The sequence below is a fragment of the Roseivirga echinicomitans genome (assembly GCF_001592935.1).
In the GTDB taxonomy this organism is placed as follows: Bacteria; Bacteroidota; Bacteroidia; order Cytophagales; family Cyclobacteriaceae; genus Roseivirga; species Roseivirga echinicomitans.
In genome coordinates, this window is sequence record NZ_LRDB01000050.1 from 618357 (window position 1) to 633018 (window position 14662).

The 14662-nt window shown below is 40.7% G+C and carries 17 protein-coding genes; 11 read left to right on the forward strand and 6 right to left on the reverse strand.

Translation table 11 applies throughout. The features are described from left to right. Window positions 1–61 precede the first annotated feature (61 nt). Entirely contained in the window at window positions 62–1471 is a 1410-nt protein-coding gene (locus tag AWN68_RS16865; protein WP_068418310.1) for an anthranilate synthase component I family protein, read from the reverse strand. 315 nt (window positions 1472–1786) lie between these two features. Here AWN68_RS16865 and AWN68_RS16870 point away from each other — a divergent pair, with 315 nt between their 5' ends. Both AWN68_RS16870 and miaE read left to right on the forward strand, forming a co-directional pair. Beyond that, window positions 1787–2644, forward strand: a complete 858-nt coding sequence (locus AWN68_RS16870) for a M28 family metallopeptidase (protein WP_068418313.1) — start codon at window positions 1787–1789, stop codon at window positions 2642–2644. Window positions 2645–2744: 100 nt separating this feature from the next. Further along, complete coding sequence (miaE, locus tag AWN68_RS16875; RefSeq protein WP_068418316.1) at window positions 2745–3326, forward strand: tRNA-(ms[2]io[6]A)-hydroxylase; 582 nt, start codon at window positions 2745–2747, stop codon at window positions 3324–3326. A gap of 100 nt (window positions 3327–3426) precedes the next feature. Here miaE and AWN68_RS16880 read toward each other — a convergent pair whose 3' ends face one another. From AWN68_RS16880 to AWN68_RS16890, 3 genes are all read right to left on the reverse strand, one after another. Beyond that, window positions 3427–4359, reverse strand: coding sequence for an endonuclease/exonuclease/phosphatase family protein (locus AWN68_RS16880; protein ID WP_068418320.1), 933 nt, complete (start codon window positions 4357–4359; stop codon window positions 3427–3429). A gap of 71 nt (window positions 4360–4430) precedes the next feature. Next, a complete protein-coding gene (locus tag AWN68_RS16885; protein ID WP_068418324.1) occupies window positions 4431–4937 on the reverse strand; it encodes a hypothetical protein in 507 nt (168 codons plus the stop codon). 30 nt (window positions 4938–4967) lie between these two features. Further along, window positions 4968–6251, reverse strand: a complete 1284-nt coding sequence (locus AWN68_RS16890) for an NRAMP family divalent metal transporter (RefSeq protein ID WP_068418327.1) — start codon at window positions 6249–6251, stop codon at window positions 4968–4970. A 93-nt stretch (window positions 6252–6344) separates the two neighbouring features. On the opposite strand from AWN68_RS16890, the gene AWN68_RS16895 reads away from it, so the two are divergent. The 8 genes from AWN68_RS16895 (at window position 6345) to AWN68_RS16930 (ending at window position 12517) form a co-directional block, all read left to right on the forward strand. Then, window positions 6345–7013, forward strand: a complete 669-nt coding sequence (locus AWN68_RS16895; RefSeq protein ID WP_068418330.1) for an SRPBCC family protein — start codon at window positions 6345–6347, stop codon at window positions 7011–7013. 86 nt (window positions 7014–7099) lie between these two features. Beyond that, on the forward strand, window positions 7100–8167 hold the full coding sequence (locus AWN68_RS16900; protein WP_068418334.1) for a D-alanine--D-alanine ligase family protein: 1068 nt from the start codon (window positions 7100–7102) through the stop codon (window positions 8165–8167). Window positions 8168–8276: 109 nt separating this feature from the next. Continuing rightward, window positions 8277–8648 (forward strand): hypothetical protein, encoded by a 372-nt coding sequence (locus AWN68_RS16905; protein WP_068418337.1) that lies wholly within the window; start codon window positions 8277–8279, stop codon window positions 8646–8648. Between the two features lie 53 nt (window positions 8649–8701). Next, complete coding sequence (locus AWN68_RS16910) at window positions 8702–9691, forward strand: NAD-dependent epimerase/dehydratase family protein (RefSeq protein ID WP_068418340.1); 990 nt, start codon at window positions 8702–8704, stop codon at window positions 9689–9691. Between the two features lie 19 nt (window positions 9692–9710). After that, a complete protein-coding gene (locus AWN68_RS16915; protein WP_068418342.1) occupies window positions 9711–10184 on the forward strand; it encodes a nuclear transport factor 2 family protein in 474 nt (157 codons plus the stop codon). After that, a complete protein-coding gene (locus AWN68_RS16920; protein WP_068418344.1) occupies window positions 10181–10945 on the forward strand; it encodes a 5-oxoprolinase subunit PxpA in 765 nt (254 codons plus the stop codon). The genes AWN68_RS16915 and AWN68_RS16920 overlap by 4 nt, the downstream gene beginning before the upstream one ends. Beyond that, a complete protein-coding gene (gene pxpB / locus AWN68_RS16925) occupies window positions 10942–11649 on the forward strand; it encodes a 5-oxoprolinase subunit PxpB (protein WP_068418346.1) in 708 nt (235 codons plus the stop codon). The genes AWN68_RS16920 and pxpB overlap by 4 nt, the downstream gene beginning before the upstream one ends. Continuing rightward, complete coding sequence (locus AWN68_RS16930) at window positions 11642–12517, forward strand: 5-oxoprolinase subunit C family protein (RefSeq protein WP_068418349.1); 876 nt, start codon at window positions 11642–11644, stop codon at window positions 12515–12517. Before pxpB ends, AWN68_RS16930 begins: the two co-directional genes overlap by 8 nt. Before the next feature lie 77 nt (window positions 12518–12594). On the opposite strand, the gene AWN68_RS16935 is transcribed toward AWN68_RS16930, so the two are convergent. After that, window positions 12595–13032: a hypothetical protein gene (locus AWN68_RS16935; protein ID WP_068418352.1), complete on the reverse strand. Its 438-nt coding sequence runs from the start codon at window positions 13030–13032 to the stop codon at window positions 12595–12597. Window positions 13033–13206: 174 nt separating this feature from the next. After that, window positions 13207–13323, reverse strand: coding sequence for a 30S ribosomal protein THX (locus AWN68_RS18880; protein WP_084362910.1), 117 nt, complete (start codon window positions 13321–13323; stop codon window positions 13207–13209). Between the two features lie 107 nt (window positions 13324–13430). Here AWN68_RS18880 and AWN68_RS16940 point away from each other — a divergent pair, with 107 nt between their 5' ends. Then, a complete protein-coding gene (locus AWN68_RS16940) occupies window positions 13431–14639 on the forward strand; it encodes an S-adenosylmethionine:tRNA ribosyltransferase-isomerase (RefSeq protein WP_394330280.1) in 1209 nt (402 codons plus the stop codon). Window positions 14640–14662 lie beyond the last annotated feature (23 nt).

The window sequence follows — 14662 nt, forward strand, 5'->3', positions numbered from 1 at the left end:
ATTATATTTTTCTTCGTTTCTAATTCCTGATCCACTGATTTCTGATCCACTGATTCACTGCCTACCTAATATCCTCAGCCATTTCAATCGCCTTCCTCAACGCTCCTAGTTTATTGTTTACTTCTTGCAACTCAGAAGCCTTATCTGATTTAGCGACTACACCAGCGCCTGCTTGAAAGTGTAGATTGCTGTTTTTGCTCAGGAAAGAACGGATCATAATGGCATGGTTGAAATTGCCATCGAAACCCATGAAGCCGATAGCGCCACCGTAATAGCCACGTCTGGTTTTTTCGTATTCGTTGATCAGCTGCATGGCACGTACTTTCGGTGCTCCAGAAAGTGTTCCAGCTGGAAAAGTACCAGTTACCATATCAGTTGAAAGCACATCAGGATTAAGTGTTCCCGTCACCTTCGATACCAAGTGAATGACATGCGAGTAGTATTGAATTTCTTTGTAGGTACCCACTTTCACATTCGATCCAGCGCGGCTTAGGTCATTACGGGCCAAGTCTACCAACATGACGTGTTCTGAATTTTCCTTTGGGTCGTTGTGTAGTGCTTTTGCTAATTCCGCATCGGCTTCATCATTTCCGGTACGTTTGAAAGTACCTGCAATGGGGTGGATAGTGGCTTCACCATCTTTAATCACCAATTGTGCTTCGGGCGAAGAACCGAATATCTTGAAGCTGCCATAGTCAAAGTAGAAAAGGTAAGGCGAAGGATTCACTGACCTTAAGGCACGATATACGTTGAATTCATCTCCCTTAAAGCCCTTCTGAAATCTTCTCGAAAGCACAATCTGGAATACATCTCCTCTGTGACAGTGGTCAATTCCCTTTTGAATGATGTTCAAAAATTCGTCATCCGTATAGTTAGAACTTTCTTCGGCTACCGTTTTGAATTCATAAGAAGGGTAGTTCTTATTGTTCACCAAATTGATAATAGGCTCCAAACCCTTGGGCGCAGTTCCTTCTGGTGAATGCTCAAAAACATAGAGTTCGTTTTTGAAATGATCGATGGCGATGACATAGCGATACACATGGTAAAGCACATCAGGAATCCCATATTGATCTTCCTTCTTTTCGTTCACAGGAATGTTCTCAAAATACTTGACAGCATCGTAACCAATGTAACCGAAAAGGCCATTATTGATGAATTTATAAGGGTTATCATCGGATTCGAAGCTTTTTGAAAAAGCACTCAGTTCATCGCCTACTTTACTATTCTCGACATGATATTGTGTTTCAGCTTGACCGGGCAACTGCTTTGTCAACAGACCATCCTTCAACCTAAAACTGGCCAGCGGTTCGCAACAGATATAAGAAAAGCTATTGTCATTTCCATGATAATCAGAGCTTTCCAATAAAATTGGGTTCTCGTATTTGTCGCGCAACTTCAAGTAAATACTCACCGGAGTGACCGTATCTGCCAATAGTTTTTGCGAGGTAGTATTTAATTTAATCTTGTTCATTTTTCGGTTCTTCAATGGCCTAAAACAAAAAAAGCCTGCGTGAAGCAGGCTTTTGAGTATCGTTAGATTACATATAGCATGAGTTCACATCAACTGAGTTCAGTTAAATGCCACCACCATGCGCTATGTAAATTTGTGTTTCTCATTATGCCCCAAATCTAGGAAAGGATTTTTCCAAAGCAAACAGAAAATTAGAATTTTCCATTTGAGGCTACTTTTCTATCCAGAAACTGAAGTGAAAAGCCATTCAACCGACATTCTTGTTTTTATCATTGAGGAATACCTTAAATTGTGAGCTCAAAAAAAGCTTAAGCCATGACCCGTAAATTGAATTTTATAGTTGCTGCAATTCTTCTCCTTTCTTTCAATTCAATGGCCTTTCAAGGGCAAAAACTTGCAGAGCAAGTAGACTTAACCTCTAAGCTTACTGGGCACATGGAAATCAAAGGCAATACAAAACTAAAAGACCGTCATGCACAAGAATCACGTGAAATGGTGGCAGAGTTTCTAAAAACAGAACTCTCAAAATTTATCGATCAAGTTGAAATTGAGAACTACAGCGCGACAGGAAATAATGTGGTAGGAACCATTATGGCCACCACAAAAACCGATGAATGGGTAGTTTTGGGTGCTCATTATGATTCTGTAAAAGATTGCCCTGGGGCGAATGATAATGCTTCGGGCACTGCTTTGGTCTATTCCGTAGCCAAGCATATTGCAGGTTTGAATTTACGTAAGTACAATGTGAAGATTGTTTTCTTCGATGAAGAAGAGCGTGGCTTAATTGGTAGTAAGGCTTACGCGAAAAAATTAAAGGATGAGAACTTCAATATTGTTTCGGTACACACCATTGACCAAATGGGTTGGGACAATGATGGCGATCGTGGTTTTGAGTTAGAAATGCCTACAGAAACACTAAAAGGTCATTACTTAAAAGTGGCGAAAGATTATGGTTATGAGTTCCCGATTCATATGTCTACTGTAACTTCTACCGATCACCGCTCTTTCAGAAACGCAGGTTTTAATGCCATTGGTTTAACCGAAGAATACGTAAACAAAGACACTACTCCGCATTACCACAAACCAACCGACACTTTTGAAACTATCAACTTTGAATACTTAGGGACAATCACTGTGTATGTTCAGAAGGTGTTTGAGGAATTGTTGAAGTAAACCTTCTCAATCCTCCGTATTAATGTGATAAAACCGCTTCATAATTATTAATCCATGAGGCTTAAGTCTATTTTTGCACTTCTTAAAAAATCAAATTGATATGCTCGGTTTAAAACTTGCCACCGATCCACGTTGGGCACATTTAGCAGAAACTAACATTGAAGAAATTCTAACTGATCATGCCTGGTGTGAACAAAAGGCAGCCACAAATGCGATTACCATTATTGCTGGCAACCCCGAACATACTGAACTAGTGACGGAATTACTCCTATTGGCCCAAGAAGAACTGGATCACTTTAGAATGGTGCACGATATTATTAAAAAACGCGGCTACACTTTAGGCCGAGAACGAAAAGACAGTTATGTCAATGAACTGTTCAAAGCGCGGATCAAAGGAGGGAATCGGCAGCAAAGTTTGGTCAATCGACTACTATTTTCTGCCATGATTGAGGCCCGCAGTTGCGAGCGCTTTAAAGTACTTTCTGAAAACATCAAGGACGAGGAGCTATCTAAATTCTATTACCAGTTAATGGTAAGTGAGGCTGGCCACTACACCACATTTCTCGGTTTTGCCAGAAAGTATGGTGAAGGTTTAGATGTTGACAAACAATGGAAAGAACTGATTGAAATCGAAGGCGAGATCATACAACGCTACGGTAAATCAGAATCTATTCACGGTTGAGTTGATCAAGCTGTAGCTTAAAGCATCTTACAAAGGCTATAAAACAAAATCGCCCTTCCAAGGAACTCTTGGAAGGGCGATTTCTCTAAAGGTATTGGTTCTAATTATTATTCAATCGAATCATTACAGGCCTGTGGTCGGAAACTTGAGAACCAAATGTAGTTTGGCAGTTATCTAATGTCAAAACCAAGGTTTCAGTTGCCTTACTAAATAACTCATTGGTTATTAGTATTTGATCGATTTGGCTTGGCCAAGAAGGGTAAGACCATCCACTTGAAGCACCTTGAGCAATCGGCATGGTAGTGAACTTGTAGTTCGCATTGTCATCGATAAAATTCTGATAAACATTATCTGCTTGATCTACAATTTCATCATTGAAATCTCCGAGTAAAATCACATTCTCATTCGGTAAATTAGTATCAATATAGTCTTTCAGTAACATCGCACCACTTCTTCTTCTGTCCTCGGAGCCACTGCAACACTTCATATGCACATTGATAATATTAACTACCAATCCATTGGTGTGCTGAAACTTCATGTACAAAGGTCTTCTTGCCGAAGTAAAAGCAAAATTGTAATCGTCATTGCTACTTTCTGGAAATAGGTTTTCAGGTTGTGTCAACACAGTGATTTCAGAAGTCTTATACATATACCCCACCCACTGTGAGCCTGCATAATCTTCAACATGACCAGACCAGCCATCTAAAGCATCAACAAGGGCATTAAATTCTGACTTTGAGGTAATCTCTTGAAGCGCGATTACGTCCACATCGGTATCTTCAATGATTGTTTTTACCGCGACCGCAGTATTGGTGTGCACCGGAAAATTTTCAACATTCCAAGTAACCACTTCTAAAGTACTCTCTCCAACTTCTGGCAGACAAGCATCGTAATTTGGGGTTTCTACCACCGGATCTGGCGTTGGGACATCCCCTCCTCCTCCACAAGCTGTTGCCAAAAAACAAACCACTACCACTAATCTCCACAACTTCATATCGCTTCCTTTTTTGTGCAAAATTAAGCGATATTTCATGTATTGCACGGTTAATTTCCACCAATTCGTGTTACGCTAACATTACTTTTCCCACTTGCAAAGTCAAAGTCCTACTCACAAATACGGCCAAATAGTTTCCAGTTGGAAATCACCTTTACATAATCTCCTTCTACTTCATACATTTCTTTGACCGATCTCCATTTGGCATTTGTTGTATTATAAGCACCTGAAGCATCATAAGCCGCCACCTTCCCATCTATTACAGGTACATGAATTTGGTCTACATCTTTCATCTTCACCCAAACCTCCACCTCAAAGGCTTCCGCTTTAGGATTGATCAAGTAGGTAAACGTTTCGGCTTCCCAAGTTTTCAAGTCTACCTCACCTTTGGATTTCTTTACTTTTACATCCTCTGTTTCGAAATCATCCAAAGCAAGTTTGAATCTTACTTTAACTCCTTCGTGCATGCAAAATGTAACGGCCTCTGTTCCAAAATCAAGCTCGGTAACTGTAAGTTTTGGTGCATGTTTTAATTGATGATCATTTGGAAGCTGGGCGCTGAGCAATACTATTGAAATCAGCACTGAGCACAGAACGAAAGAAATTCTAGAAACCATATTTACCAATACTTTTACTTGTTGAATAAGCTATTGCAACCTCTCTTTCATTACTTTCCAACCCGCCAGAAAAGTAACCAAAACGGACAAGGTAAGTATAGCCATTTGATTTAAGCCTTCAAATGCGAAGCCACTCCCCACAGTAGCATAACCCGCTTTAAAAACATTAATAAAGCCCAAAACGCTGGCAACGAAAACCGTAATCAGCATAGCCAAATTCATAATCAATCCATTCCTATGGACTTTGAGATACGTTACATTATTACAGATCAACCAAAGAAAAATAGCGATCACGGGAAGGATCAACCCGTTGGCCGCTTGCGCCAAAATTATTACAGGAATGGGCTTCACCCCCGTCATACCGAAAACCAAACCTGTGAGCATTACACTCCCCCAAGTCAGTCTATATTTTAAGCCATTGGCTTCCCAACCTTTTTCGCTTTTGGCCACACTCTTTAAAGTAATGGCTGCCGCCAGTGGTGCTGTAATGCTAGAAGTAAAACCTGCCGCAAAAAGGCCAATTGCAAAAGTATAGGACATCCAAACACCATTATTCTTTGTCAAAGTAGCTGCTAAATTCTCGAAGCTGAATTCCCCCACTAATGAAGCACCGGCCAACAAAATAGCCGTAGAGATAAGTCCACCAATTAAAATAGCCAGTACCAAACCAAAACGCATAAAAGACAAGCTTTGTCCTTTGGCCAAGCCCGACCCCATGAAGATATTATAAGGAACAATAGTGGTTCCTACCAAGCCTAAAGTGATCAAAATGGAGCCTTCGGGTAAGGAAGGCACCAGAGCGCCTTTCAATAAATCAGCTCCGTTAATGGGAGTGCTTAAGCCCGAAATCAGAAAAGCGACTCCCATAATGGCCACCACAAAGCCCATAATATTGGCTACTGTTTTCGTTTTACCGCTCCACAGTACAAGGGTACTTGCGCCTACAATAATCAAAGTGAAAATTGCGGGTTGCACACCCGTAAAAATGAGTGCAACGCCAGAAATAGCCCCTAGAATATTGCCTGCTTCATAGGCCGCACAACCCAAAAATATAGCTACACCAATACTCAGTGCTACACGCTGCGACTTAAACCTATCTTTAATTGCTTCGCCCAAGGTGAGTTCAGAAGCAATAGTTATTCTCGCAGCCGATTCTTGTAAGATGATACAGGCAAAAATAGAAAAGACCAATGCCCAAAGTAAGCTGTAGCCATAGCCTGCACCAGCGGCCACTGCTGTCGTTACGGTGCCGGGGCCAATAAAGGCCGCAGCAATGACCATCCAAAAAAGTAAACTCCACAGTTTTGATTTCATTCCAGCAAGTTAAAAAGTTAAACTAAAAAACCCGATTAGCGAATAAAAGGCCTAAATCCCTAAATTCCATTATCTTAGAACTTCGATAAGACTATGCAACGACTCCTAGCTGTTTATTTTTTCATTTTCATACCCTCAGCCTATGTCTTTTCCCAAAAAACATGGGTAGATAAAGGAATTTCAATTACCCAATTAGATACTTTAGGTGACGGTTACGAATCGCTTCGAGGTTCTTTCATGATTGAAAACTCAAGTATTTACGAGGTAATGAATCTCATTTTAGATGTGGATGGCTATGATTGGGTAGAAGGTGAAAGCAGATCAGAAATGCTGTTGATTGACCATCAGGACTCTACGTTCACCTTCGATTTCTTTGTCAATATCCCTTGGCTCTTCGTAAAAAGAACTGGACGTATAAAAGTGGATGTTCACTACAAGGATGAAACTTTTCATACTGGATCCACTCAATTACGAAATTACAATAGAAACGAAGATTACGATTTAGTCGATTTTTATTCCGCTGAATGGAAGGTGCAGAAACATGGCGAAAACAATGTAAAAGTGAGCTATTTAGGTGTTTATCAGGATCAAAAAATGGTCATTAACCTCAACAGCATGGTGATCAACAAAATCAGAAAACGGTTGAACAGCACACTTTACAACTTAAAAGTAAGGGCATCAGAAAAGGTCAACCCCGTGCAGTCGTTGGTATGGCCAATGGAAAAGACCAATACAAAATTTAAGTCTGAGGGAAATCGGTAAAATGAACTTGAATAAATTTCTTAATCCAATATGAATATTTAGTTCTCTTGGCGTTATTCACGTGTATAAATTCATTTACTTTTTAGATGTCAAAAATTAGAGTCGCTGTGGTTTTCGGTGGGCGATCTACCGAGCACGAAATTTCCCTTATTTCTTCAGAAGGTATTCTTAAGCATATCAATAGATCGTTGTATGAAGTCATTCCGTTGCGGATTGATATTGGAGGACATTGGTTTTTACAGGATACCGAAAATACACATGATAAAATGGGGACTTCGGTCACCTTAATTCAAGGTGAAAAAGGAGCCGCGGTATTAGAAAACGGATCTGGAAAAATATTAAGGGAAATCGACATTGTATTCCCTGTCCTTCATGGCGTTTTTGGAGAAGACGGAACCATTCAAGGCTTGCTGAAAATGCTCAATGTGGCCTTTGTAGGCTGCGGAGTTTTGGCTTCCGCTACTTGTATGGACAAAGATGTCACTAAACGATTATTACGCGATGCAAACATTGCCATCGCGCCATATGTTTGCGCTACATGGACGCATCAACCTAATTTCGAAAAGGTAGAGCAAGAACTGGGTCTTCCGCTTTTCATCAAGCCCGCCAATCTGGGTTCTTCTGTAGGTGTGCATAAAGTAAACATGAAAACGGAATATGAGTCGGCCCTGGAAGATGCGCTCAAATATGATAGCAAGGTACTCATAGAGCAGAATATCAACGGGCGCGAAATCGAAGTAGCGGTAATGGGCAATGAAAAGCCACAAGCTTCTTTACCTGGCGAAATTGTGAACACAGCAGGTTTTTATGATTTCGAATCGAAATATGTAAGCAAAGATGCTTCGAGTATTCATATTCCCGCCCAACTCACAGATGAGCAAACCAAAGATATTCGGGAAATGGCGAAAAGAGCATACTCTACATTAGGTTGTGAAGGCCTTGCCCGTGTCGATTTCTTTATCAGCACCGATGGCACCATTATGGTCAACGAAATCAATACGCTACCGGGCTTTACGCCTATTAGTATGTATCCAAAAATGTGGGAGGCGACAGGAGTGAGTTATTCTGAGTTAATAGAACTACTCATTCAGTTTGGTTTGGAAAGGTTTGAAAGAGAACTGCAACTGAAAATTATTGCTAGGCAAGTAAAATGAGGTGAATGAAAAATGAAGTCAGCACAGATATTCTCTTTTTATTTGTTCTACCCCTTGACTTTTTAACTTTTAAATAGAAATTGCCTTAAAATTGAATCAGTAATAAACTATGAACGCTCCCAGTTCCAAACCACGGGTAATTAAAGACTTTGACAAGCTGGATGTAGAAATCCAAGAGCAAATTAAGCTTACGTATCCTGAAGGCTTTGAAGACAATCTCATATACTTTACCAACAAAGAGGGTAAACGTGTTTCTGCCCTTCCTTTTGAAACTGAGGAGAAATATTACCTCGTTCGAATGACCGTTGAAGAAGCTCAGCAGATCATCGAAGATGATGACGATTACGATGCAGATGGTAACCTCAAAGATGATATCAAGGAGGAATACGAAGAAAAACACGCTGAAGATGAAGATATTGAAGACGAAGGCACTGGCTTCGATATTGCAGACGATGAGGGCGAAGACGAGGACGAAGATTAATCTTCACTCCCCTTTTCAAACTCTAATTTCAAACTCACTACTTCCTATACATTATGAAAATTGGCATTATTGGTGGCACAGGCATGTTGGGTCACCATTTGGCCATTGCGGCTCAATTGCGGCAGTACGAAGTAGTGATTATACATCGAAAAGACTCCAACCTATCCCATATTAAAGACCTTCAGTTCGAAAGTCGAATCGCTGACCTCAACGACAGAGGTAGTATGATTCGAGCCATGGAAGGGCTGGATTATGTAGCCAATTGCGCGGGCTACTACCCTACTGTACCCAAACCTTTGGCCCAAGAAATGAAAACTGCGCGTTTACAAATGCAGTTCTTTATCGATGGCGTTCGCGAAGCAAAAGTAAGCAGAGCACTCTATGTGGGTGGCTCCATTGTTCTGCCCAAAAACTCTAATGGATTGGGCAACGAAAGTCTCGATTACCCACAAGAACCAGAAAGCACAAACGCTTATTTAAGGGTGAAATGGTTGATGGATAATATGGCCAAAATGAATGCTGAGCATGGCCTTCCATTGGTTATTGGCATTCCTAGTATGACCTTTGGCGAATACGACCATGCGCCTACTACTGGCAGGTTGATTCAAGATGTCGCCAATGAAGAAGTCCCAGCTTATGTTCATGGGCTTCGAAATGCAGTTTATGCAGGCGATGCCGCCCGAGGCTTGCTATTGGCCCTAGAAAAAGGCCGCTTTGGAGAACGCTATCTAATCACTGGCCAGAATACTTCAATAGAAGAAATCATTAAAATGACTTGTGAGATTGCTCAAGTTTCAATGATCAAAAAGACGATTCCTTTGAACATGGCTAAGTTCATCTCCAAAACACAAGAAATAAAATACACACTCTTCAGGGGCACTCCTCCTGCGCTTTCTTCAACGGCAGTAGCCATTTTGGCCTACGGTCAACACTTGGACGGAAGTAAAGCCAAAGAAGAGCTGGGTTACGAACCTGACCTTACCGTAAAAGATGCCATCGGTCGAGCCTACAATTGGTTCAAGAAAGAAGGTTATATTGAGTAAAATTTAACTCCACAGCCTTATGTCGATACAAGAGAACCGCCTACTTATCGATCAGTTTTATACCGCTTTTGCCCAAAAGAATGCCGAAGCCATGAATGCCTGTTATGCCAAGCAAGCAGTATTCGAAGACCCCGCCTTTGGTAGATTAAACGATTCTGAAATAACTTCCATGTGGTCGATGTTGATAGAAAGAGGTGGAAAGGACTTAATAGTGACCCATAAAATACTCGATGTCACCAATGGCAAAGCCAAAGCACAATGGACGGCTGTTTATCCTTTCAGTAAAACCCAGCGAATGGTCCATAACAAGATTACCGCTGAGTTTATTATTGAAGAGGGAAAGATTGTTTACCATAAAGACCGTTTCAATATGTGGAAGTGGTGTTCTATGGCACTGGGCTTACCTGGAATGCTTTTGGGCTGGAGTGGTTTTATGAAAAATAAAGTTCGAAAAACAGCTTTATCATCTCTTCATAAGTACATGCAAAAATGAAGCAAATAGATATCAATTGCGATATGGGAGAAAGCTATGGCAACTTTATAGTTGGCAATGATGTAGCTATTTTCCCTCATATTACCTCCACCAATATTGCCTGTGGTATGCATGCTGGCGACCCTTACCATATTCAGAAAACTATAGAAATGGCTATTGCTCAAGGTGTTCAAATCGGTGCGCATCCTGGCTATCCAGATTTACAAGGCTTTGGTAGAAGGGTTATCCCAATGACTACCGAAGAACTTTCTGCGTGTATCAAATATCAGGTAGCCGCTTTAAAAGGAATGGTGGAAAGCGCTGGAGGACAACTGAAATATGTAAAACCGCACGGTGCACTTTACAACGAAATGGCGAAGAATGAAAAGGAAGCTTCTACCGTTGTAAAAGCCATTAAATCCATTGATCCAACCCTTATGATCATGGGCTTGGCAGGTAGTCACATGAAGGAAATAGTAGAAGCAGAAGGCATGACTTTTATTGCCGAATCATTTACCGACAGAAGGTATGAAGCTGACGGAAAGCTGATGAGCAGAGCAAAAGAAAACTCAGTAATTCATAATGCTGAAGAGGCCGTTAATCAAGTATTATCGGTGGTCAACAATGGTTTTACGGAAACGTTGAATGGCGAAAAAGTTGAATTAAAAGCCCATAGCTTTTGCATTCATGGCGACAATCCTCAAGCGGTGGAAATTCTACAAGCGATTAAATCAGGTTTGGAAGAAAACGGGATAACACAAAAAGCTTTTTCAACACCATGAAAATTGTGCCCTTTGGTGATTCAGCTTTGCTCGTCAACTTTGAGCAGAAAATTGATGAAGTCATCAACAATCAAGTACTCTCACTTTACAAACAACTTCAAGAGGTCAAAGAAGTCACCTTTCTTATTCCAGCATATTGCTCACTCACAGTGGGTTTTGGTGAACAAACTTCGATCAAAGCACTGTCTGAACAAATTGAAGAACTCACCTCAAAAAGCCAATCGACCGATCTTGATTTAAATACAAAACTGATTGAAATTCCTGTCTGCTATGAGGCACCATATGCGCTCGACATGAATGAAGTAACGGAAAAGACTGGCTTGACACAACAAGAAATTATTGATACGCACTGCCAAGAAACTTACAAAGTATACATGCTCGGCTTTGTCGCTGGCTTCGCCTATTTAGGAAGTCTGCCAGAGCAACTATTCTGCCCTAGGAAAGCAGAACCTAGAAAAGAAGTTTTGGCAGGTTCGGTAGGCTTGGCAGGTTTGCAAACTGGAATTTACCCCGCGAATGCACCGGGTGGGTGGCAAATTATAGGTCGAACTCCCATCCCTACTTTCAATCCGAAAGCAGAGAAGCCTACGCTTTTCAAAGCGGGTGATGCTGTGAAGTTCAAGTCCATTTCCTCTTCAGAATTTGAGGAGATAGAAAAGCAAGTATCCAGCAATACATTCAACTTAGAAGAATATTATGGCTAGGCTACATTTTCTAAAATCCGGTTTACAAACTACCATACAAGATTTGGGTAGGCAGGGTGTGCAAGATTTGGGTATTCCTATTAACGGAGCCATGGACAAAGCTTCGGCTCAACTTGCCAATCAATTGGTAGGCAACGATACCAATTCCCCAGTTTTAGAAATCACTTTACTAGGGCCGAAAATTCAGTTCGAAGGCCAATGTCAAATTGCAATTACTGGAGCCAACCTTTCTGCTGAAATTAACGGAAATATAATCCCGCAATTCAGAACCATCAACATCAACCATGGTGATATGCTAAGCTTTCGCAAACCAGTTACAGGTTGCAGGGCCTATTTGGCCATCAATGGAAGATGGGACATTCAAAGTTGGTTAGGAAGTTATAGTGCTTCGGCTACAAATACCGTTCAAACTACCCCTGACAGTGTAATTAAAAAAGATCAAATACTCGAAATCATCAGTGGTAAGCAACAGTCTGTCATTTCTATTCCACAAAGTGAAAGGCCAAGCCTATCAATTGAAGCGCCCTTAAAGGTGTATCCTGGGCCTGAGTTTGAGGCTTTTTCTGCTATTGAAAAACAATGCTTTTTTGGTAACCGCTTCACCATTGGTCAAGACTCAAATAGAATGGGTTACAGATTGAAAGAAGCGCTTAAGGGCTATACCCAAAAGGAAGAAGTGATTTCGTCAGGAGTGATTCCGGGTACCATACAAATCACAAATTCAGGTCAACCCATTGTTTTAATGGCCGATGCCCAAACCACAGGCGGCTACCCAAGAATTGCCAATGTAAGTTCACCAGATTTAGACCGATTGGCTCAATTTAAGCCAGGAGATACAGTAAGGTTTGAGTTGATAAGTTTCAAATAGCCCACTTAAAAATAGATAAGGCGATTTCCGTATGAAATCGCCTTAATCAACCTTAAACTAAACTACTAGCTATACTATTATTTCAATCGATAGTATTTCGTGTTATACAAAGACGACAAATAATCTGCCTGTCTGTAAATTCTCAAACCATCTTCGCTCAATTCGGAAACCACACCTTGCAAAACCAAGTTGCCTTCCGTATCAAATACTTTGACTGTTTGAGGAGCTTCTTCGAACACCATTGGACTTGGTTCCATGTATGCGTCAACATACGCTTGAACATCCTCTAAATAGGATAAGTCTTCATCGAAAATTGGGGTGTTGGAATCATTAGATTTAGCGTCAACCGATGTAACGATTGTAACTGCTAAAAAAAGTGCGATTAACGCAGAGATGTTTTTTTGACCTAGATTTTTCATGTTGTTGCTGTTGATATTTTGAGTTACCGCCTGACCAAAGGCGGCTAATTTTAACCTTATTGTTTTTAACCTTGCCAACTTCTTTCCAATCAGCATGCCAAAACAATTAAACACCTGAAAAACAACAGCTTAACAAAACAAACACTAGATTACTCACTAAAAAGTGTACGAAAATGACCGATCATGTGAACACTTTCGAATACCCAAAAACAGTGAGGCCAGCGTTTCTGCTGGCCTCGTTTTAAATTGTTCTATTCTTTTGCTTACAAATCAGTCCTTTTTCTTTGGTTTTGGACTCAACGTTTTACCTAATTTCCCAGGACGATTAACACCATAACTTCCGTTGGCGATTTTACCTTTCTTGGTTTTTATATCTCCTTTTCCCATAATATTGATTATTTAAGACTTCTTATTTGAGTCTACTCCCAAGGTGGAAAAAAGATTCGATAGTAACCCATTTTAACACTGTGCATTAATAAATTGCAGCACAAATGATGAATACAGAGAAAGAGATCAACCTGAGCGATTACACCTATTCGTTACCTGATGAACGAATTGCCAAATATCCGTTGGACAAAAGGGACCTATCCAAACTTTTGCACTATCATAAGGGTGTAATTGAACATAAGAAGTTTAAAGAAATTGAAGAGCTTATTCCTGATCATTCTACTCTCTTTTTCAATAACACGAAGGTAATTCCTGCCAGATTGATTTTCCACAAATCTACTGGCGCCCAAATCGAGATCTTTCTACTCAAGCCAATTTCTCCTTCTCCTATCTTGAGCGTGGTGATGGAAGAGCGCGAAACCGTGATATGGGAATGCATGATTGGCAATTTCAAAAAATGGAAGGATGATATTCCTTTAATGAGGGATCTAATTCTAGGCGACAAAAACATTATACTTCAGGCCAGTATTCATGATCGAGAAAAACGACAGATTAAATTCAGTTGGAATGATGACTCTATTTCATTTTCAGAAATAGTGGAAGCCTCTGGCAAGGTACCGCTTCCACCCTATTTAAACCGACAGCCAGAAGAAGATGACAAACCACGTTACCAAACCGTTTATTCAGCGCATGATGGCGCTGTAGCGGCTCCCACAGCGGGTCTGCATTTTACTCCAGAAATTCTGAAATCATTGGCCGACCGTGGCATCAAAGAAAGCTTCCTAACACTCCATGTAAGCGCTGGTACTTTTCAGCCTATTAAAACTGAGAATATTCTGGAGCACCCAATGCATTCAGAGCAAATGGTGGTGGATAGACAGAGTATTCAGAGCGTAGTAGAGGCTCAAAACAGTATCATTGCGATTGGCACCACTTCTATGCGCACATTGGAGAGCCTCTATTGGTTTGGTGTTCGATTGATGCATGGGGATGAGGGTTTCGCGATTGAGAAGTTAGAACCCTACCAAAGCCAACAAAAAGCGGCACGATCCGAGGCATTCTCTGCAATTCTGGAATGGATGGATAGGAATAACTTAAATCAAATTATTGGCACAACAGAAATTTTCATTTTTCCTGGCTATCAATTCAGGGTTTGCGATGGTTTGATCACCAATTTCCATCAACCCGGAAGCACATTGATTTTGCTAGTAGCGGCATTTATTGGAGAAGATTGGCGCAAAGTATACCATGAAGCAGACATCAATGGCTATCGCTTTTTAAGCTATGGTGACTCATCTTTCTTACTACCCAAGTAAAGAAATGTGTTATATTGGTAACC